We start from the raw sequence: 20,136 nt of genomic DNA, 5'->3' as shown, positions 1-20,136 counted from the left end.
ACCGTCAGGTGGCTTACAGTGGGTGGTTTGGTTTATTGCTGGTCTTCTGCATATATCCCGGCGGAGATAATAGCGCCGCCTATTTCTCGCTGACCATAAAGCAGGGGAACGGGATTGCCAGATGCCGTCGTGTTAACTGGACCACCAAACGCATAGGAGGGTTTGTTATCAGGTTCCTGACGCATTCGCAGACCTGAAACCTGAGGAGAGAGCATTTGCACTACACCGCCAACGGCCATTGCGGCACCAACGGAAAACATGAGGTTACTTGCTGCGATACTAACTCCCGGCATCCATATGGCAGCAGCGACCAGAGCCGTTCCGAGCAACGCCTGGAAAACTCCAGCTCTTTTACTACCCCTTATCACAGGGATTATTCTTAACTCATCACCCGGCCCCAGGAGTTCAAACTCTTCGTGCCCGATATTGCGACGATCCCGGAAAATAACAAAATCCAGTCCCTTTGCCCGAGCTTCACGCAGATAGGCATCAAAGCCGTCAATGGTGTTAGAAAGCGCCCTGAAAACTTCGCTGGCGGACGTTAGTGCGCGGCGATGTGTCCTGCCAAATCGCTGAGCCATTGAGCCGCTGAGTTTGATAACGGTTTTTCTTTCCATTACATCAAATCCTTATAACGCAGAATTTTGATGGTACGGTCACGGTAATAGCCACCGTAGGGAATACGCTGGCTTAGCTGGCCATACATGTGATGCAGTAGCATGTTGCCATCAAGCAAAATCCCGGCATGGTTCGGGACGGTGGACTGAACCTGCATGATAACCATGTCACCTGGCTGAGCGGGACCGTCGTACTCACGAAAACCGCATTCCTGCCAGTTGTCCATATAGAGGTTTTCACCCTGCTCCCACCAGTGGCGATCTACGCTGTAGTTGGGCAGTTCAATGCCGTGTTCGATGCGGAAATAGTCCATGATGAGAGACCAGCAGTCTGCATATCCGAGAACAAACTGGCGCCCTGTGAGGGGTCGGTCTCCGCGAGGCATGACGGTGCGAATGTCGCCCTCCGGCCACGATGCAATAATCCAGGGCAGTTCCGTGGCATCACACATCAGCATGTCGAGCTCGCTCGGCTGGGTTGTTGCCCCGTCGCCGGGATGGCTGTGGACGATCGCCACCACAGTGCCCTGCTCTTCGGCGGCCGCATAATCCTCAGGATTAAGTTCAAATTGCTCAGTCGCCGACTCAGCATTATTTTTGCAGGGGATGTATTTCTCCACCCGCCCCTTCTGAATAACCACGCCACAGCACTCCTCGGGGAAGGATGCGGCGGCATGCGCCAGAATGGCGCTAACTGTTTTGTCGCGCATGATTATCCTCTCAGAAGTGAAGCGCCGGGGAACCCGCCATAATCCAGCTGTTCATTCTCTCCGAAGCGAGGTTTACAGCCCGTTGACAGCAATCCGGAGCAAACATCCTGTGAAGGATCGTCCACCCGATTGCCGTCTTTATCGAACCAGCCGTTTTGCCCGGCGTAGGTGCAGCCGTTCCCGGTTTTGTACCAGCCCCGCATGCACCACGTGCACATTGGCTGAATTTGCCGGGTCGGAATGAGTTGCCCTCGCAAATCGGCTGGACTTGAAAGCTCAAACTCTACGGTTTCATCGTCTGACCCTGATTTACGGTCGATGTAATAAACCTGTTTGCGCTCCTCGTTGGGATTCGCAGTCGGGTTCCCGCCAGGAAAATTTCTTGCGTCCAGGTAGTGAGCGAAGGTGTCATGGATGATCACCTTTGCTTTAGCCATCCCCTGAAACCTGCGGCACAGCGCGCCAATCGTACCGCTGATGTTTGCAACGGTGAGAGAAGGCCGTGAACTCTGGCCGTCACTGCTGACAGATATGCCGGTCAGTTCATACGGCCACGCGCCATACTCCTGCCCCTGCCACCACACCGACTTCGGCTCAAGTTTTGACTCGTCGCCGCCTGCGGCGATGATTTCCGCCTCGGTATGCGGGATTGTCTCGTTGTGAAAGCGAAGAATACCGGCACCGAAAGCAGAGCCGTCCACCTCGATCAGGCGGACGCGTTTACCCGGTTCCAGTTTCTGGACATCAGATGAAATACTCATGGATGGTATGCCTGTATGAATGTGCTGCTGAGGGTGTATTTTTTGTTGCCGTGGGTAGATATCTGGAAGGATTCCGCGCGCCATAAACCTGAAGGCTCAAGCGGCGGCTTCCAGATAAATGACTTCCACCCGGCATGTCTGTTCAGAAAGTTTTTAATGGCCTGAATGTAAGCCTCGTCGCCGGTAAAGCTCACGCTCCACTGAGGTGTTACCGGGTTGATGCCGTCCCCGGCCACCTGTGTATAGCCATCGCCAAACTGCGCCTTTCGGGTACGAAAACTTGTATCAACCTGAGAGGCAACCTTTGGGCACCAGCTGAAGGTTTCGACTGCCATGGTTAAACTCCCTTGATTAATCGCCACAGAGGCGAGCCCGGCATGCTGGCCTGTTCGTTAATGACACCAGTGATGGCATCCTTAAGCTGCCTGCCTGCTGCTCCGGCGGTTCCCTGACTGGCTGCCTGTGGTGATCCACCCTGAATATTGATATCGCCGAAGTTAACTGAAGGCACACCGCCGGAGACCTGCGGAGTACCAACTGCCCGAACTCCCAGCGAACCATCAGCGGCGCGCGTAAGCGGCATAATGGCTTCCGGACCAGCCTCGGCAAAAACGCCTGCGCCTTTGGCAAAAGCAAACAGCTGAGGCGTCTGGAAAACGCCATTGCTGTAAGCGCTCAGGGACGGAGAGTCGTAAACATTACCCTTCGCATTAAAGGTAAAGTTCGCGCCAGCATTCTGAATAGCGGTACCGCTGCTGGCGGTTGCGGCTGACGAGGCACCAAAACTGAACAGTGATCCAATTGAGCTGACGCCATTAGCAACAGCCATGTTCACCAGAACGTTCTGGATAATCTTCAGTACGCTCACGCCCCAGTCCTTCCAGCTGTCAACGTTGCCATTGAGCATGTCGGTGATCGTGGTGACCGCGCCACCCATGGCCTGCTTCATGCCGTCAGCGGCCATGGAAGAATAATCAGTAGCTTCGTCCACCCAGTTCGCATAACCCTCAGACAGTCCCGTCATCCAGTCGTCACGCTGCGCATCAGAAGCTGCGTAATATCCCTCCTGGTCGCGCAGGCGCTCTTCGAGGTAGCGCTTATTAAGTGCCAGCCCCTGCTGATAGAACGTCTCGTCGATTTCACCAGCCTGACGCTGGCGGAGAAGATCGGTATTCTTCTGCTCAAACTCCTTACGCAGATTGAACTGCTCCTGAAGTCTTTCACGGAACCGGGAGCCCTGCCCGTATCCCAGCAATTGCGCTTCATTGGCTGCGCGGGCGCTGGCGTTACTGTCGGCAAGGTTGGCTTCGTAATTTCGCAGTTGCTCACGTAATTTAACCTGGTCAATCAGCGCAGCATTCTGCAATACCGTCTTTTTCTGGGCTTCTGTCAGAGAAGCAAGTTCGCCCTGGCTGACCTGGTATTTAACCTTCGCCAGTTCAGTATTCTGGCCTTGCAGGGCAATCTGCTCTTTTTGCTGCTTGATAAGGCGCTTATACACATCCTCGGTTTTCTCGCCTTCGGTTTTACCGCCCTTCGCCTTAGGTTTGTTGGCCTCATTATTCCGCCATTCAGCAAGACCGTTATTAATAAACTCCTGACGGCCTGTCTGGAATTGCGGATCACTGGTTAATCCCAGGTCATCGGCTGCATAACTCAGTCGCAGGCGCTCTTTTGCTTCACCCTTCAGGCGTGACAACTCCAGATCCCGGCGGCTCTTTTCGAGGGCATCGGTTTGCTTTTTGTCGAGATCGGCCTGCGGAAGTCTGAGCGGGACGTTAGCCAGCCCCTGACGCGCCATAAGGAGTTGGTTACCCAGTCCGAGTAATCGATTAAGTTCATCGTGCTGCCCATTCATCAACAGAAGTGATTGATAAGCCCGGTTCTGATTCGCTGCCTCCTCCCGAATTAGCGTCACACGCCGATGCTCAAGACCTTCAAGAACCTGTTGGATAGAGGCAGATTTCTCCTGCATCTGGGCAAGCCTTTCCTGCTCAACAGATAACTGTTCAGTGGCTGTAGCCAGTCCACGGGTCACGGTATCCAAAGATGTCAGGTGGTTAATCATGAAACCACCGTTGGTCGTTGGACCGGGATTACTGATCACTGACTGATAACCAGCTATCTGCTCTTTCAGATTTTCTATCTTGCTCTTTTGTTCATCTATCAGCCTGTTCTGCTCATTCAATGCTGCGCGCGTTTTCTCAGCATTGTCTGAAGCTTCAGGTAAAGACATTGCCTTCGACTTTTTACTGACTTCATCAATCGTGGTGGCGTATTCCTGCGCCGAACGCCGAGCCTGCTCCTGATTCTGATACATCGCATACCAGGCTCCTGCTCCCAGCATCACCAGACCCGGCACGCCGCCAATCAGGCCAAGCGCACCACTCATCAGGCGAGTGCCGACAGATGTTACGCTATTGAGATTGCTTTGAGTCGAAACACGATTTGAGATGTTACGGTTTAAAGCAGCCTGAGCGGCAGCCAGACGCCTTTCAGCGACAGCCTGAGCGTCGGCATTTTTAGCTGCTACCAGCCCTGCCTGCGCGCGTTCAAGTGCTGTTCTGGCTCGCACCTTTTCCGTAGCTGTACCACTGGCAAGAGCGGTAGTCAGTCTGGTATGGGCCGCAGTGACTTTTGCTTCAGCCGCCGCGACCTTTTCTTGCTGAGCCGCCTGAACATCTGCACTTCTTGAACTCTGTACTGCTTGCTGAGCCCGATAAACTTCAGCCCTGGAAGCCGCAACAGCAGACTGCGCCGCTTTATCCTGCGCGACTGCAAGGGCAACCTCTGATTTCGCAGCTGAAATTAGCGCACCTGTTGCACTCGTGGCACTGGTTACAACTCCGCTTAGGTAGCGTGCCAGTCCCACGCCAACAAGCGCCCCAGCGACTGTTGTAATTGTTGACATATTGTCAGCAACGTCATTCAGCGCGCCGCTCACTGCTGATGAAGTAAAAGAATCAAGCGTCTGGGCAACATTATCCAATCCGCCAGACAACGCATCAGTAGCACCGGTTGCCTGGTTTACACCGCCCACCCAGGCCATGAATGAGTTAGTTACTTTTTGAAGGGATCCAGAAACCGTTTGTGGCATGCTGGCAAATTCGCCCTGCAATGCTCCTAACTGGCTCATTAAAGCTGGGACAACCTTATCGATCGTAAGCTGTCCCTGGTCAGCCATGCTCTTGAGGTCTTTACGGGCTACACCCATTCCCGCAGCCAGAGCGCGGATTACCCGATCACCGGCTTCGTTAACGGCATTAAATTCTTCACCACGAAGAACGCCTTGTGCGAGCGCCTGGCTGAATTGAGTGATAACAGAACTCGCTTCCTGGGTGTTAGCCCCAGAAAGTTTGAGGCCGGTAGAGACAGCTTCTGTAATTTTCAGAACTTCGTCAGAGCTATAACCGTACTCGCGCATTGAGGCTGCTGCGCGGGAAAAAAGGTTTGCGTTATCTGAAAATGCCGTGCCGGTTCTTTGGCTGATTTCCATTAACTGACGCTGTGAAGCGGCAAAATCATCAGCAGAAGATGATGCCTGTTTAAGGCGAGCGTTTACGGAGTTCCACTCATCAGCAATCTGCACAATTTTACCCGTTGCAAAAGCTGCCGTAGCTGCGGCGGCAGCCCTTCCAGCAGATGCAAATCCGGCAGTCAAATCAGAGAGCGCCCTTTCGCTCTCTCTGGCAGCAGCAGCGGCCTGCCGACCACCATTCTGCATAGTGCGGTAATAATCCTGCCCCATTCGTGAGGCGCGGGAAATTTCCGTCTGGAATGATTGCGAGTTAGCGGAAATTTTAATAATCAATTCACGTAATGTTGCCATCACATTTCTCCAGGCGAAAAAAACCCGCCGGAGCGGGTCTGTTTTATCTATGTTTTCTTATCTACAAGATAATACCGTTTTCTCATATGAGTCGGATGTCATTGAGGGCACTCTTTCGTAGAGCACGTAACTTGTTTTCCCATTATTTTCTGTTACGTCAAGAACTACGTCATAACCCCCCATTGCCTGAGGGACGAGTATGCTTATGCCATTTTCAAGCGGCAAGGAAGTTACTGGTGTTCCATTTCCAGCCCACTTCCCAGAGACACAAGATGAGAATGAGTTAACGCTCTTATCAGATCCCCCAATGTTTACAGGCTTTGTAGCCCTAACTGAGTCTAAAGATTTACATCCAGTAACGGCGAACATAACTAATAAAATACAAACTACCTTTTTCATTTTCACACCTCCAGAAGTAAGGAGGTTATTAAAATACATAAACGTGAGCAAAGGAAATTCGAAATTCTATTTTTTGACTTTAGCATTTAATTAGTTGCCGCTGCGTTTGATAAAGCAGCCTCAAGCCCTGCAAACGGGTCCTTCGGTTCTGATTGCTCATCGCCACCCCATCGCAGGATCGCATCGTCAAGCGGTACTTTTGCCCCCTGCGAGCCGTAGATGGCAGAGACGAGCTGAGCTGCCTGAATGTCACCACGAATATCGCCAACCGGACTTTGCCTGTCGTACTCAATCCACATCAGAAGCTCGCTTGCCGTCATATTCTGCCGAAGCTCTGAGAGCGTGCGCCCCATCCGGAGCGCAAGCGACATCAGAAACTTTACGCCGGGGGTTGAGACTTTTCCCGCGCTTCGTCCGCGTTGTTGATCAGGTCAAGCGCCTGTTTGAGCAGGCGTGAATGGACGGGGCCGTAGATTTCACGCACCTGCTCTTCTTCGTCTACGCTGAATACCGGTTGCTTATCGGTGTCGCACAGGACGTCAATGAAGAGCACCACGTCAGCGCAAAGATTACGGTGTGCCTTTTCCGATACCGACACATTTTCATCATCAGCACCCGCTTTAACCACTTCCTGCCAGCGCAGCCAGGCTTCACCAGACGGCTCACGCAGAACCACTTTGACGCCTTCCCACTCAGGAACGGCGACCGTCTTATGACGAAAACCCGACATCTTAGCCAGGGCGAGATTTTTAATATTCTTCATGCGACCTCTCAGGAGCCAGACTCGATGTTTTCAGGCTTACCTTTCAGGCGCAGGGAGAACGTTGCCGCCACTACGCCGTTGGTACCGGAAGACCAGGTGTGCTGGCGGATTTCAGCCAGGAACTTAAAGCCCTTGCCGGACGGGAAAATGACCTGGAAAGCGTAGGTCGTATCGTTGTCATACGCATCACGCAAGGCGTCCTGCGCCGGATTCTTGTAGAAGTTGCCGGACAGAGAGATTTCTGACGGAGAAGGCAGGCCGTTGATGTTCTCCTGCTCGGTAGAGCAAAGTGTTGTTACGTCGATATCCTGCTTCTGACCACCGGTGAACTGAATTTCTTTGATGGTGCAACTCAGATCGAGGAAGGTTGCGGAATCCATCGTTTCTTTGGTGGCTGGCAGGGAGGAAATAAGGATCTTCGTCAGCTGCGATTTTTCATAAAGTGCAGACATAGTTGTCTCCATAAAAGTAAAAACCCGCCGAAGCGGGAGGTGGGTGTCTTTCTGAAAAGAAATTACTAAGTAAATCAATCATGCCTGGAATGCTGAGATTGTCAGCAACAAAGACCATTTCTCGAGTTTAATTGATGCCTGGTAAGTACATCTGTACTTCATCAACCACCCGCTCCCGCGCAGAAAGGAGGATTTTCTTTCTGCCGCCGACACCCCACTTCGCCATCTGGCTGGCGCACTGGCTTATCGCTTTAGTCTCAGTATTAATGATGTGATCTAATTTATTCAGGCGTGACATGGCACTGATGCCGAGGCGAACCACTGTTCTGAACACCTCATATACTTCAATCTCAAACTCAGGCTTAATCCAGGCTGCGTAGCGAATGGCCAGTAACTCAACGCCCCACACTCCAGGTTCATCACCACCATTAACAACTCTAAGTGGTTGAATTTGTTCCAGAGTGCTTTTTTGCACTTTGGATTTAAGTGCCTTGATAAATCGCTTTACCTGAGCGCTACGTAAAAACTGACTTGGACGCTGCTGCTCTGTAGCCTCTCCGTTTGCGACCGCCGCAGCATGGAGATCATTGAGGTTATAGCGTCCCTCGTCATCAACGCGAACGGAAACGCCATTTACTGATACGGTTGGATATTTCATGAGATTTACCTATAGAAAGTGAGCCTGTCACACAGAGTCAGCAGCCCCGGAGTACAACTGACTCTCAGGCTCGCTTTCTGTAGGCTCCAGGATTATAACGTGCGCGTGTGAAGCGCGGTGTCAGAGGTAATAAAAAACCCGCCGGAGCGGGTTGTTCAGGGTTGGTTAACGTTTCAGGATGTGATCCGAAAATCGATCGTGGCGCGGTAAAGCCGGAAATCGGGTTCATAGCCTTGAATTTTCGTTATCTCAGTCGGAGCCAGGGACTTAACGGCCTTCAGCGCATGATCGCGAATGGATCTGGCTTCCTTAATGGTCAGTGAGTAAACATCGATCTGCACTGATGTGCTGGATTCCGCCTGGCCACACAGTACGTCAGCGGAAACATCATCGACGATGGAAAAGATAATCCAGGGTGGCGAGACAGACGGTTTCCCGTCACTACCTAATGGCGCAACATAGGGATATACCCGTCCTTCTGCCAGGGGAGAAAGCAAGGCGTAGATATTATCTTCATTCACTTGCTCAATACCTCATCAATAGCCTGATTCATCCTGGCAATGGCGACGCTGGCGGCCTCTTCCTCGCGAGTATCGTAAGCGGGTCGCACAAACGGATGTGCAGGCATGTTCGCGGTGCCCAGCTCAACGAATCGCCAGTAAAAGGCGTTTCTCGGGTTATTCGCCTTCATCGTGTTATCGCTGTTGCCGGTGCGCAGGTTAACGCCACGAATATGGACGCCGGAAGAAATTTCCCCGCGGCGGCGGCTTTTTTGGGTCACCACCACCACGTTTTTTTTCAGTTTTCCGGTGCGTACCGGTGCACGTGCGATCACTTCTTCCTTAAGCACTTCCGCGCCGGCGCGCGTGGCATCACGAAGAACCTTATTGTTTTCGGCACGGCTAAGCGCCTCCAGATCCTTTGCGATGTCATTCAATCCGGAAAAATCGAGGCTCGTCTCAATCATTTTTCGGTCCCCTGTTTGCAAAGAATTTCGAGCTGAACACCACGAGAATCAGGGATAGGCGGACCAATAATATTCAAAATGGCCCCCTTGAACGGGCCAGTCATAACCCTGAGTCTGGACGCAGCAGTTATATCGCTACGAAACCGTGTCCATACCCTGATAGTGGCGACTGAGGTTTCAGCACCAGCGGCTACCAGCTCACGCCCACTAATGCCCTTTACTTCTGCCCATGTTTCTGCACCGTCATGCCACGTTTCAACAGGCTGACCAGAAGGATCTCTGGATGTTGTGATGTTCTGAACCACCACCCTGTGTCTCAATCTTCCGGCCTGCATAAAGTCCCCCTATACCCCGTAAATACGGTATGGCTGCAGTAGAGCTTCTACGGCGAAAGGCACCGCTGTTGTAATGTTTCCGATGTTCACAGCCTCTCGGTTTGCATACCAGTGACCAATCAGCAGTAGCATTGCCGCCTTAACATCATCATTCAGTAAAATCGGGTCTGGGTCGTCTGCGTAGCCAGGTGAGCTTTGGTTTTCATAGAGCGTTCGCCTTGTCCATGTCTGGACGTAACGCGCCGCCGCACCTGTGTAAATCTCCAGCAGAGCATCATCACCCGTAAAGTCGGTATCAATGCGGCAATGCTGTTTCACCACATTCTGATCAAGCATTAGTTTGCCCCGAAAAAAGCGGCCCGAAGGCCGCAATAGTTATCAGCTACCCGCGCCGGTGCTGAATGAACCGTACACGAACGCCTCAGGGCGTTTCACAGCCAGCGCCAGACGTTCTTCGCAGCGAATGGAGATCATGTTTTTCTCGAAGTCGTCGGCGTTTTCGGTGGAGATAACCACGTTGGCATCTTCACGATCGAACAGTTGAGCTGCGGCATTGAATGCGCCTGTCAGGAATTTGCCCTGGAAAGCTGCTGCCTCAGTTGCTACCACCGGAAGCCCCCAAAGCGTAGGGCCAGTCAGAGATGCCGGGTTAGCCAGGATATAGCGGCCCAGACTGTCTTTCGTGAGCTCAATTTTCGCCCAGTCGATGAAGTGCAGAACGTGGCCAGATGCAGGGAAACGAGCCAGTTGAGCCTGAAGCATTGCCAGGCGCAGATCATCAATCCCGTTCTGGCTCTCAACAGAAAATGCCGGGTCGAATGCTGAGGCCTGAGGAACGATGCCGTGCAGGTGCACACCAGTTCCGTCGCCGAACAAGATTTCCTGTTCCTCAACATATTTCAGGCCGTAACGCATCTCAGCGTCAACCGTAGACTGGAGTTGAGCGAAATCGTCAAGGATCTGCTTGGATGCCTTAAACATGTGCGCGATGGTTGTCACCGGCGTGATTTTAGTCGCGAATTCAATATCGCTGTAAGGTTTGGCAGTCCCCTCTGCAACGACTTTCGCTGCATTGGTAAAGCCCGTTTGCTGCACCCAGAAAATAGCCGGTGAAGATGTGCGGCCAGGCGCAATCAGATCACGAATGAAGAGACGCTGTTTTGGTGCAGTGTCGATGCCAGGCAGTCGCTGTGGTTCAACCACGCCATCTGCAACATCTGTAGAAAGCAAGGCCGCGTGAACTGGGACGCTTACGCGCTTATTGCCTTCAACGCTCGCGGCAAAGGCCTTCAACGCCTCGCTATTAATCACCACCTGTCCAACAGTTTCGGTAACTTTAGCAGCGTTGTTCAATGGCATTTGGGCAACATGCTGTTCCAGCTCACCAAGGCTGGCCTTAAGGGTTTTTTCAGCTTCCTTAAGAGCATTGAGCTCTGTCGCCATTTTATCTACAACATCTTTGGTCTGAGCTGAGAGCTGACCATTCTTTTTCGCTTCGGTCAGTGCCTCTTCTGCTTTCGCGTTGAATTTGCTGGTTGCATCTTCAATGCTGGCAGTGACTTTTTTCAGAATATCGTTTACTTCAGACATAAAGGGTCCTTATTTGACTAACGCCGCCAGGGCGCTTTCAAGTGAATTGATGGTTTCAGGTTTGATGTCTTCGGCAGCGCCCGGCGTACCGTCGTTGGTGGTGACAGCGCCAGGCATGCCACCGGATAAGGCTTTAATGAGTTTTCTGCGCTCAGAGCGCGGGGTGTTGGTCTTGGCCAGCAATGCATCAAGTTTGCGAAGCGCGGCTGCAGGCGATTCGTCGCCGTCGCTGACCGCATCAGCAGAAAGCAGGCTGTCTGCCAGTCCCTTCGCCACAGCATCACTGCCACCGATATAGCTTTCCGCGTCCATCAGCTTCTGCACGGCGGCCATATCAAGGCCGGAGCGCGCCGCGTAGATATCAGCCATAGCGGTATCGAAGGGCTCCAGCGACTGTGCCAGTTCCGCAAAGTCATGGCGATTTCCCATCGCGTATACCCAGCAGTTGTGGATCATCAGGAAGGCACCGCGGCCAATCTGAATATCATCCCCGGCCATCGCAATTATCGAGGCGGCGCTGGCGGCAATGCCCAGCACCTTCACCGTTACACGGCCTTCGTATTCGCGGAGCAGGTTATAAATAGCCAGACCTTCGAACATGTCGCCGCCCGGTGAGTTGATATTCACCGTGACGTCGGCACCGTTCATCGCCCGAAGCGCACCGGCAATACGTTTAGCTGTTACCCCTTCGCCCCAGTAGTCCTGCCCGATAACATCAAAAACAGAAATGCTGTTATCGTCGGTGGCCGCAGCTTTGATCCCACCGTCCCAGCGATCCAGTGCAGACGGTAAAGTTTCACAGGTGACACGCGCGCAGGGACGACCCGCCGGTGCAGCCGGAAGTTGTTTTTTTGTCATGTGGGTTATGCTCCTAAGCGGCCTGCTTTAGAGGCGATTGCTCATATGGAATGTCGGGGAATACGTGATTGTGAAGCTCCCTGATCGCCAGTGCCTGAACGGCAGGATTACTGTTCTCAAGGTTCTTCAGTTGTGTCAGGTTGAGCTGAACGGTGTAAATGTCGCCCCCTTCAATCGGTGGCATGTTCTCCAGACGGCGAACATCATTTCTGGACATCCAGCCATTCTGAAGCGCGCTGGTATAGTATGCAGCGCGACCGGCACTATCGGCTCGCAGTAGACCTTCAACGGAGAACTCTGCAAACACGTCATCATCGCTGTCGAGTAAGCACCGGCCAATTTCCTGCTCAATATTTACCAGCAGCGGTCGAAGGGTATGCGTCAGGAACTGCAGGTTCATCCCCTCAAGACTGGATGCCCAGCTGCTTTGTTTCGTGGTATGACCGACCATGAAAGGAGGCACGCGAAACCAGCGACAAATTTCCTCAATACTGAAAGAACGGCTTTCCAGCATCTGGGCATCTTCAGGGTTCATGGTGACGCCCTGATACTTTAACCCGCCTTCAAGTACCATAATCTTTCCGGCATTTTTAGAGCCGGTAAATGCAGCCATGTAGCCGCGAAGCCTTTCACGTTGTTCATCACTGAGAGCATTTTCAGCGGAGAGAAAACCTGAACTCTGAAGCCCCTGTTCAAAAATCTTTGCCGCAGATTCTTCAACAGCCATCGCGGCACCGATCACATCCCGGCCCGTTTTCATCGGCATCATGCCGCAAACGCCATCCAGACCGAACCCGCGAATGTGCATGATGTTTTTGACGGGAATGACGCGCTCGTTACCGTTTTCAGTGTATTTGTATTCCAGCGCCCCGGTAGTAAGACGTTTAACTACCATGTTCTGCGGCAGCAAAGGCACCAGCGAAACCAGGCGATTTGCGATGAATTTCTTCTCAATGAAGGCGTTCCCGCGCAGGCAAATACTGGCAACCACCATCAGCATAAAGCGTGATGGAGTCATTTCTGAATTGGGACGGCGACACAGTACAGAATAAGCCGGGTGGTCGGTTGCCGCTTTACGCGAACCGTCAGGCTGTCGAACGTATATTTTCAGCGGAAGGGTTGAAATAGACTCGCTTAACAGCCTTACGCATGCCCATACAGCCGATAGCTGGATGGCTTTATCGGCCGTTACCACCTTTCCGCTGCTGCTGGTACCAAACCATTCCTCCCAGAACGTGCCGGTAGTCAGGCTGATAGGCACACCAAGCCAGTTAAGCAGAGCACTTTTAACCCTGCCTGGCCGTTTGTTTTTTTTCATCAGAAACCTACCATGATGGGATTATTGAAGAATCCGGAGAGATCCTGCTGGTCGTTGCCACCGTTAACCAGAACACGGCTCATTGCTGTGAACAATGCCGCCGGGCCATCAATCTTGGCCTCCGGTGTGGACTTGTTAGGAAAAATGTTCTCGTTCCGGTCAGGTTTGACGGTTACGTTGGACATCATCCAGTTCATCACCGGGTGATCGCTGTGATGAAAGCGTCCACCGTATACCAGTGCTTCGACCTCTTTCATCGCCTCAGAGAAATTGCGAACCGTCTGCGGCACTTCCACCAGCGGCAACCCTTCCTCTGCCAGCGAAAGGCTGAACTGCGTTGCACTCCACGGATCAAAGCCGATTTCTTTCAGGCTCTCACCAGCAACCCACGTCTGCAGCTCTTCCTTAATCTGGGCATGGTCGATTACATCCCCGTCGGTAAGGATTAGTTTGTCCATCTCGGCCCACTTACGATAGAGCTCTGCCATCTGACGTGAACATTTCTCAAGGCGTCCTTCCGGCAGCCAGAATTTAAAATCCGCATGAACGTGGCCACCTGGCGCGCGCCAGACTTTAGCGGCCGCACAGATATCAATTTTGTTTGAGAGGTCAACGCCTACCCAGGAGGGATAGGTTTTAAGTTCGTGCTGCGGGGCGATAAATTCGCATTTCTCCCATTTCATCATGTCCATCCAGGCCGACTCAGCGGTAACCCAGATATTCATGTGCTTGGTGAAAAAGTTAATCCTGGCCGAAACCTGCTCTTTCGCCTTTTTAGCCAGGCGGCGCAGATCATCCCAGCGCTTACAGATACCCAGCCCCGGATTCGCCTTCTGCCAGACTTTTTCATCAAAGGGATCGTCACCTTCATCTAAGGTGTAGATGATGGCAAAAAACGTATCGTCTTTTACCAGCCCGCGCAGAACCTTGATGGCGTAATCACGCAATTCGTAACAGATACCTTCTTTGTTGAAACCAGCGGTGGTGATACCGAAAAGCAGCGATTGCAGGCGCGCGCCGGTGGCCGTCTCCAGAACGTCCCAGACGTCACGGGTTTTGTGAGCGTGCAGCTCGTCAACGATGGCGCAGTGGATGTTCAGGCCGTCGAGGTTGTTTGCATCTGATGATAATGGCTCGAATTTGGAGGCCGTTTGCTCCTGGTAGATAGCGAGCTTGTTGAATTCAAAGATCCGCCCAAGAGTGGCTTTCGCCTTCTTGACCATATTTTTCGCGTCTTCAAAAACAATTCTCGCCTGGTCACGGGTTGTAGCAGCGGAATAAACCTCCGCCCCGCCCTCGCCGTCGGCACCAGCCATATACAGCCCTACGCCGGAGCAAAGCGTTGATTTGGCATTTTTACGGGCCACCTCAACATCTGCTGTACGGAAACGCCGAACCATCACCGGCCGACCGCTGCCGTCCTTACGCAGAACGATTTCTCCCGTTTCTTCGTTAACCAGTGGGATAACAAAACCAAAAATATTAATCAGGATAAAAACATGCCAGTCCATCAGCTCGATAGGCTGGCCTGCCAGCGCGCCTTTTACGTGAGGCACAAAATTATAGAAATTCAGGATGTGCTGCGCGCGCGGCTCACTGAAGAAAATACCGCGCTCTTCGCCATGTGCCAGATCGTCAAGAAAACGCTGGCAGGCAAGGCGCACATACTCACAGGCAATAATTTCCCCAGCCACCACCCTCTCGGCGTAGCGGATGCCTTCTGCAACCTTAGCCATTAATCCCTCGCATTCATAAACTCGGTCAGCGGATCAACCGCATCAGGACCTTTGGCATTAACCTTAGAACGGCTGGCTGGCGTCATGCCAAACTCACCGAGCATGGCGCGCAGACGTTTCCAGGCATCAGCTTTCATGATGGCCGCCGGGTGAGCCTTTATCAGCACATCCCCGCTCTGCGTTTCGGTCCGGTAGGTGTAGCCCTCAACTTCAAGCGTGTCGCAGTGATGCCGGTATTCGGTATAAGCCTCAACCAGCAGCTCAAGGGCTCTGGCGTCCAGCTGAGACATCACACCGATAGCATCAAGCTCTTCAGCCATACGCTTGAACCAGTATTTCCCCTGCTTGTCGAAATGCTTCGGCGTTGGGGGTACCCCTGAAGGGGGTTTTGGTTCGTTCTCATTGATCGGGCGTTTTGATGGGTTACCTCTCACCAAACGTAGATGGGTCGGGGTTTTCGGTGGTCCAGACATAATCGAAAACTCCTATTAATCATCGAGTGGGGTACCCCTAAAAAAAGTTTTCTAACCTGCGGCGATGTGAAAAGAGGTTGGGCGGCGGTCCTTTGGGGTGATTCCCCTGAGGTTTTTACCCACCCTCCCCCTTTCTCATTTCAAATGAGAAATGATGTCATTTGAGTCTCTCGACCGCTGTCTTCGCTCTGTGGCAGGGCTTGCAGAGGCTTTCGAGGTTGGACAGGTCATCGGTACCCCCATTTGCTTTGGCGATGATGTGGTCCACCGTCTCAGCGGGTGTATACCTTCCATTTCGCAGGCATTCCTGACAAAGGTGTTTATCTCTGTCGAGAACGATTGGGCGCAGCCTGTCCCACTTGCTGCCATAACCTCGCTGATGCCTGCTCTGTCCTCGCTGATGCTGCTGCCAGCCTTCGTTAAGGTGCTTTGGACAATAGCCCGAGCGATCTGTGGTTGTGCCAGGACAGCCACGCTTGCGGCATGCCCTCGGTATTAACGCAGGCATCAGGCTAACCTCCACGCCCTGCGGCGTTCTGTGCGTGGCGCTGAGTCAGGGTGACGCTCTACCGGTTCACCATCCGCATGATCCACCAGCGACCAGCAGGGATAGACGACAATGCCACCATAAGCATCGCCCACGGCATAATCAGCAGGTTTGCTACTGTCCCATCGAGACAACACGCGCTCAATATGCTGAGTCGGCACGCTATAGCAGACGCCATGTAACAGCCGTTGCAACGTGATGTAATCAGCGCGGGTCTTATCAGCCACGATTAGCCGCTCAGCAATCTGCATCTGATACTGTGGAGGCCGCCCGGTACCGAGGTAAAAGCTCAGCATGTCATCAGGGAAACGCACCAGCCAGTCACTAACCTTTTTGCTGAATCCGAGTACCGGCAACGCGTCGTCTTCCAGCACCACTACCCGGCAGGGTTGACAGGCTGCCCATTCAAGCGCACGGCGATGATTCCAGTTAGCGCCGTGGTTACCGTCATCAATCAGCAAATGTGCGCCTAAAGCCGAGGCCAGCGCCTCAGCCTGCTGCCGTCTGGCGTGATGACCGACCACCACAAACTTAATCTCTTCAGCCACCAGCGAATCTCCAATAAAAAAAGCCGCACGATGGCGGCTACTGTCTGAATATCAGGGTGTTGCTTCTCTTTAACCCTGGTTAAGGTAAGCATTCAGCCCGTCAGTGGTGGGACACTGGCGCACTCTGTCGCGGGGGGATGGCTGATTACCTCCGAAAAGGAAAATACCCATGGGTTCCATGTCAGAACTGGAAAAAGCAGTTGCAGATTTGCAACGTGAATTAAAGATTGAAAAAGCCACCAATAAACTGGTTTTTTCTTTGATTATTGAAGCTGTTAACAAGCTGTCACCAAAACAGAATGTTGGGGACGTTCTGATGGATGTACTGAAGGAGGTTACACCGCCTGAAATTTCATCTGCCCCAGATGCTCACGAAGCGATTAAGAGAGTTGAGAAAATAATTCAGAAGAAGCAACCGCGTTCGTAACTTCCTGAATTAAATCGTCAGCGGCTCGGTGCTGAGCCGCATTCACAATCTGATCGATTACAGTTATCGCGTGAGTTTCAGCGCGCTGCTTGTAACCTTCAAGAGTAAAGTCTGACGAAATATCTTCACGGTAAGGTACAGTCAGCATTGTCTTCTTATCGAGTTGTACTTTGACGTCACCGCCAATAGCATCAACCGTTGTACAGTCCAGTCCCTCCGCTGAAGAGTAACCGTTTATTTTTAAGCTAAACGATTTTTGAGTCGGAAACTCAACCTCATATGAAATCATAAGAACTCCTGTTATTTATGGCGCCAGAAAGCGTACTCTTTACCGACACCATCGGACTTAAAAATAGTGTGGATGCGCGGGCCGGTGACAATGCGATCGCCAAAAGACTTAGCGACAATGCCAAAAGCAATCATATCCCCCACCGCAGCGCCAGCCTGTTCTTTCTTCCAGAAACGATAACTCTCGATCCGGTAGTAAAGACGGATGATGCCGTGAGCGAACGCCATTACATCAGCGCGGGAACCACCCAGCAGGCCAGCATTAAGCATCACATCGTTCTGATGTTCTTCAATGAACTCCTGATAGATGCGCTCCGGGTGATTCTGCTTTGCCCAGGTGTCGGCGTAGGTCTTTGGTTCTGAACCGACATACACCTTTCCGGCTTCCATTTCTTCCCACGGCGCGCGAAGCATTTCGACATCGGTACCATCTGTACACCAGACGAACCGGTATTCAGGGTGTTCTCGCAGGTGCTGCCAGATGTGCAGCCAGCGACGGAAGTAGACATTCATCTTCACGTCAGGGACGCGGTACAGCTCAACGTCTGCCGGTGCCGTATGCAGCTCATCCACCAGCGCAATACGGCTACAATTCCGAAGTGATGAGGCCCATTTAGCCAGCATGTCAGGCGAGGCAGCCATTTTCAAACCGCGCTGCGGGTCTGGCTGGCTGGTCAGTAACGTAGTGATAACCACGTCGCGCTGACGCCGGTATTCAACGTAACCGGTAAACCCGGCATCACGCCGTTCGTTGTGGATTTTAACGTTACGCTCCACCAGCGACTGTCGGTCTGGCTTCGGTACCGAACGCTCCACAGCCTCATGCTCATCAAGAGAATGAATCAGCTTTTCTGAACCGACGACATCAGCGTAAGCCCACGTAGTCAGTCCTGCGTTATGGATGCGCAGGGCAAGGTCGCTGTGTTCGTACATGCCGCGACCATAAACCGGATCAAATCCGCCAACCTTCTCGATGGCGGTGCGGTGGTAATACAGCATCACGCCGCGCTGGCCGGTGTACGCCAGATGCTTATCATCACGGCACAGCTCCGCCATGTCGTGCAGCTTATTGCGCCCGGCCAGATCCAGAAATTGGTAAGCCAAATGCGGCTCAGGTGATTCGATGTAAGGGAGGTGCCAGTTATCAGCGATAGGCCAGGCGTCGTCATCCCATAAAAAAAGATGCTCGCACCCGGCATCCATCAGGGCTGACAGGCTGGCGTTCTTCGAAGCAACAATGCCGAGTGATCTTTCATGGCGAAGCAGCTGCACGCCGTGGGGAACTACCGCTGCAGGTTTTGAACCATCATCAATAACAACCACCAGCGCACCGGCTGGCAGGTGCTTCATGTGCTGTTCTAGCGCTCGTTTCAAAACGTCGGCTCGCTGGTGTGTCGTTATTGCAATGCCGATCCGCGATGAAATTGCGCAGGCGGGTGCATACGGGACACCATCAATAGTGACCTGCATTTGATTTTCCTTTTAGACGTGAGCCTGTCGCACGGCAAAGCCGCCGAAAGTTAACGGTTTGCCCAGGCTCACAGCTGAAAGACTTTCTTCGATGTGCGCGTGCGATGCGCATAAAAAAGCCCCGCAAATTGCGAGGCCGATTTATCCCCTGAAAGGGATATTCAGTGCTTTATCCCTTTCAGGGGATAACCAATGTTATTGCCATTAAAAAACCGCCTTCAGGCGGTTAGATATAGCGATTTAAAATCTTGGTGCTATGCCATACTTCGGCGTCTTTATGTTCGCAGCCCAGACTTTGATATCGTTCTGAAGCAGCAAAGTGAAATCTGACTTGAGGTGGTTAACCATCTCATTGACCTTTTCGGCATCATTAACTGCAAAGTGCTCAATCCTGTTTGCCCCGACCGATACACACCTGTAAGTTGCAGGAACATCCTTCCCATTCACATTAAGCAACTCCTTCTTATCTCCACAACTGCCATCGGACATATAGGACACCAGCATATTTGCTGCTCCCCTCCCGGGTTGAGAGATGCTTATCATGACAGGCAATCCCTCTGAGGTCTGCGTAATGTCGTAAAGCACTGCATCTTTCTGATACCAGGTATTGTATTCCCTTTCCTGAAAGGCTGAGTATGAGGGTGACGATATCGCCACCAGAAAAGCGATTGTAATAGATTGAATTTTCATCGGTTGTTATCGTTGTGTTTAGTTGAATTTATTATTCATATTTTGCTAAAAACAACAACAATCTAAGATTAATCCTACTATTTTTAGCGGTGCTAAAGTATCTTTTACCCAAAGTGAAGTACTCATTTATCTCAAACCATTACAGCATTATAAATGCCGATAATTTGCATTAAGTACAAATTTACCCCATGGAAAAGAAAAGAATCTGCAATAACTTCTCAATAAATTATCAGTACTCAAGAAAATCGCCCTTATCCTTAGTGAGCGTTTTTGAATGGACAACTGGTCTTTACGTTTCTTCCTTGATGTCTAATGACAAAGAATCGCTTATTAAGCAATTAGTGGAGTACGCCCAACTCAACGGGCAGGAAGAAATCCAATTGCGTAAGATGATCATATGATTGATTAAACTGCTTATGTTTATAACCATTATCAAGCCCACCAGCAGGTGAGCTTTGTAATGGCTGCCACTACCCGAAGTGGCCACGCTCATGCCCTTGAGTCTCTGTCGCTTATTAGCCGCTGATAACCGGTGCGCGTATGGCGTTCGTGCTGCTTTACCGGAGCATGTTCCCTTACTTACCCTCACAACTGTCTGCTATACCTGCTCGCCATTACGCGACTCGGGGCAGCATCATGACTGCTGCATTACCTTTCGGCGGCGGTCTATCCGCTTTACTACTTCAAATCGACTTTCTCC

Annotated in this window: 24 protein-coding genes and 1 pseudogene; 1 reads left to right on the top strand and 24 read right to left on the bottom strand. The window is 52.0% G+C overall.

The window, feature by feature from the left end; all coding sequences use genetic code 11:
* Nucleotides 1–32: 32 nt before the first annotated feature.
* From ACQG22_RS08010 to ACQG22_RS07910, 21 genes and pseudogenes are all read right to left on the bottom strand, one after another.
* Entirely contained in the window at nt 33–617 is a 585-nt protein-coding gene (locus tag ACQG22_RS08010) for a tail assembly protein (RefSeq protein ID WP_047731792.1), read from the bottom strand.
* A complete protein-coding gene (locus ACQG22_RS08005) occupies nt 617–1,327 on the bottom strand; it encodes a C40 family peptidase (protein ID WP_205926758.1) in 711 nt (236 codons plus the stop codon). Before ACQG22_RS08005 ends, ACQG22_RS08010 begins: the two co-directional genes overlap by 1 nt.
* A gap of 2 nt (nt 1,328–1,329) precedes the next feature.
* Nucleotides 1,330–2,088, bottom strand: a complete 759-nt coding sequence (locus ACQG22_RS08000) for a phage minor tail protein L (protein WP_016240208.1) — start codon at nt 2,086–2,088, stop codon at nt 1,330–1,332.
* Nucleotides 2,085–2,423, bottom strand: a complete 339-nt coding sequence (locus ACQG22_RS07995; RefSeq protein ID WP_022648745.1) for a phage tail protein — start codon at nt 2,421–2,423, stop codon at nt 2,085–2,087. The genes ACQG22_RS08000 and ACQG22_RS07995 overlap by 4 nt, the downstream gene beginning before the upstream one ends.
* A gap of 2 nt (nt 2,424–2,425) precedes the next feature.
* Nucleotides 2,426–5,917: a phage tail tape measure protein gene (locus ACQG22_RS07990; RefSeq protein WP_369706411.1), complete on the bottom strand. Its 3,492-nt coding sequence runs from the start codon at nt 5,915–5,917 to the stop codon at nt 2,426–2,428.
* A 57-nt stretch (nt 5,918–5,974) separates the two neighbouring features.
* Entirely contained in the window at nt 5,975–6,316 is a 342-nt protein-coding gene (locus ACQG22_RS07985; RefSeq protein ID WP_205926764.1) for a hypothetical protein, read from the bottom strand.
* An 86-nt stretch (nt 6,317–6,402) separates the two neighbouring features.
* Nucleotides 6,403–6,687 (bottom strand): phage tail assembly protein T, encoded by a 285-nt coding sequence (locus ACQG22_RS07980; RefSeq protein ID WP_045342758.1) that lies wholly within the window; start codon nt 6,685–6,687, stop codon nt 6,403–6,405.
* An 8-nt stretch (nt 6,688–6,695) separates the two neighbouring features.
* Nucleotides 6,696–7,079, bottom strand: a complete 384-nt coding sequence (locus tag ACQG22_RS07975; RefSeq protein WP_001549114.1) for a phage tail assembly chaperone — start codon at nt 7,077–7,079, stop codon at nt 6,696–6,698.
* Nucleotides 7,080–7,111: 32 nt separating this feature from the next.
* A pseudogene (locus ACQG22_RS07970) lies at nt 7,112–7,531 on the bottom strand (phage tail tube protein); the annotation flags it as partial.
* A 127-nt stretch (nt 7,532–7,658) separates the two neighbouring features.
* Nucleotides 7,659–8,189 carry a KilA-N domain-containing protein gene (locus ACQG22_RS07965; RefSeq protein ID WP_023337467.1) on the bottom strand — a complete coding sequence of 177 codons (531 nt, stop codon included), beginning with the start codon at nt 8,187–8,189 and terminating at the stop codon, nt 7,659–7,661.
* Nucleotides 8,190–8,362: 173 nt separating this feature from the next.
* Nucleotides 8,363–8,710: a tail completion protein gp17 gene (gp17, locus tag ACQG22_RS07960; protein WP_369706410.1), complete on the bottom strand. Its 348-nt coding sequence runs from the start codon at nt 8,708–8,710 to the stop codon at nt 8,363–8,365.
* On the bottom strand, nt 8,707–9,156 hold the full coding sequence (locus tag ACQG22_RS07955; RefSeq protein ID WP_040117538.1) for an HK97-gp10 family putative phage morphogenesis protein: 450 nt from the start codon (nt 9,154–9,156) through the stop codon (nt 8,707–8,709). Before ACQG22_RS07955 ends, gp17 begins: the two co-directional genes overlap by 4 nt.
* Entirely contained in the window at nt 9,153–9,491 is a 339-nt protein-coding gene (locus ACQG22_RS07950; RefSeq protein ID WP_045357650.1) for a phage head closure protein, read from the bottom strand. The genes ACQG22_RS07955 and ACQG22_RS07950 overlap by 4 nt, the downstream gene beginning before the upstream one ends.
* Before the next feature lie 9 nt (nt 9,492–9,500).
* Complete coding sequence (locus ACQG22_RS07945) at nt 9,501–9,827, bottom strand: head-tail connector protein (protein WP_023330767.1); 327 nt, start codon at nt 9,825–9,827, stop codon at nt 9,501–9,503.
* Between the two features lie 42 nt (nt 9,828–9,869).
* Nucleotides 9,870–11,081, bottom strand: a complete 1,212-nt coding sequence (locus ACQG22_RS07940) for a phage major capsid protein (RefSeq protein WP_369706409.1) — start codon at nt 11,079–11,081, stop codon at nt 9,870–9,872.
* 9 nt (nt 11,082–11,090) lie between these two features.
* A complete protein-coding gene (locus ACQG22_RS07935) occupies nt 11,091–11,939 on the bottom strand; it encodes a head maturation protease, ClpP-related (protein WP_083020801.1) in 849 nt (282 codons plus the stop codon).
* Nucleotides 11,940–11,952: 13 nt separating this feature from the next.
* The gene (locus ACQG22_RS07930; RefSeq protein ID WP_058679253.1) at nt 11,953–13,257 is read right to left on the bottom strand and encodes a phage portal protein; all 1,305 of its coding nucleotides are present in this window, start codon (nt 13,255–13,257) and stop codon (nt 11,953–11,955) included.
* Nucleotides 13,257–14,993 carry a terminase large subunit gene (locus ACQG22_RS07925; RefSeq protein ID WP_337254914.1) on the bottom strand — a complete coding sequence of 579 codons (1,737 nt, stop codon included), beginning with the start codon at nt 14,991–14,993 and terminating at the stop codon, nt 13,257–13,259. Before ACQG22_RS07925 ends, ACQG22_RS07930 begins: the two co-directional genes overlap by 1 nt.
* Entirely contained in the window at nt 14,993–15,466 is a 474-nt protein-coding gene (locus tag ACQG22_RS07920) for a phage terminase small subunit P27 family (RefSeq protein ID WP_369706408.1), read from the bottom strand. The genes ACQG22_RS07925 and ACQG22_RS07920 overlap by 1 nt, the downstream gene beginning before the upstream one ends.
* A 157-nt stretch (nt 15,467–15,623) precedes the next feature.
* Complete coding sequence (locus tag ACQG22_RS07915; protein WP_072204670.1) at nt 15,624–15,974, bottom strand: HNH endonuclease; 351 nt, start codon at nt 15,972–15,974, stop codon at nt 15,624–15,626.
* Nucleotides 15,974–16,564: a hypothetical protein gene (locus tag ACQG22_RS07910; RefSeq protein ID WP_369706447.1), complete on the bottom strand. Its 591-nt coding sequence runs from the start codon at nt 16,562–16,564 to the stop codon at nt 15,974–15,976. The genes ACQG22_RS07915 and ACQG22_RS07910 overlap by 1 nt, the downstream gene beginning before the upstream one ends.
* A gap of 166 nt (nt 16,565–16,730) precedes the next feature.
* Here ACQG22_RS07910 and ACQG22_RS07905 point away from each other — a divergent pair, with 166 nt between their 5' ends.
* On the top strand, nt 16,731–16,988 hold the full coding sequence (locus ACQG22_RS07905) for a hypothetical protein (RefSeq protein ID WP_040117529.1): 258 nt from the start codon (nt 16,731–16,733) through the stop codon (nt 16,986–16,988).
* Here ACQG22_RS07905 and ACQG22_RS07900 read toward each other — a convergent pair.
* The 3 genes from ACQG22_RS07900 to ACQG22_RS07890 form a co-directional block, all read right to left on the bottom strand.
* Nucleotides 16,942–17,277, bottom strand: coding sequence for a hypothetical protein (locus ACQG22_RS07900; RefSeq protein ID WP_259387622.1), 336 nt, complete (start codon nt 17,275–17,277; stop codon nt 16,942–16,944). The two genes, ACQG22_RS07905 and ACQG22_RS07900, sit on opposite strands and share 47 nt — an antisense overlap.
* 11 nt (nt 17,278–17,288) lie before the next feature.
* Nucleotides 17,289–18,746: a glycosyltransferase family 2 protein gene (locus ACQG22_RS07895; protein ID WP_369706407.1), complete on the bottom strand. Its 1,458-nt coding sequence runs from the start codon at nt 18,744–18,746 to the stop codon at nt 17,289–17,291.
* A gap of 240 nt (nt 18,747–18,986) precedes the next feature.
* Nucleotides 18,987–19,436 carry a hypothetical protein gene (locus ACQG22_RS07890; RefSeq protein ID WP_023150211.1) on the bottom strand — a complete coding sequence of 150 codons (450 nt, stop codon included), beginning with the start codon at nt 19,434–19,436 and terminating at the stop codon, nt 18,987–18,989.
* Nucleotides 19,437–20,136 lie beyond the last annotated feature (700 nt).

Origin of the sequence: Enterobacter cloacae complex sp. 309I3, assembly GCF_050031595.1 — a bacterium.
Lineage (GTDB): Bacteria > Pseudomonadota > Gammaproteobacteria > Enterobacterales > Enterobacteriaceae > Enterobacter > Enterobacter cloacae.
Note: the sequence above shows the minus strand (reverse complement) of the source record. Positions and strands in the feature narration are given on the sequence as shown.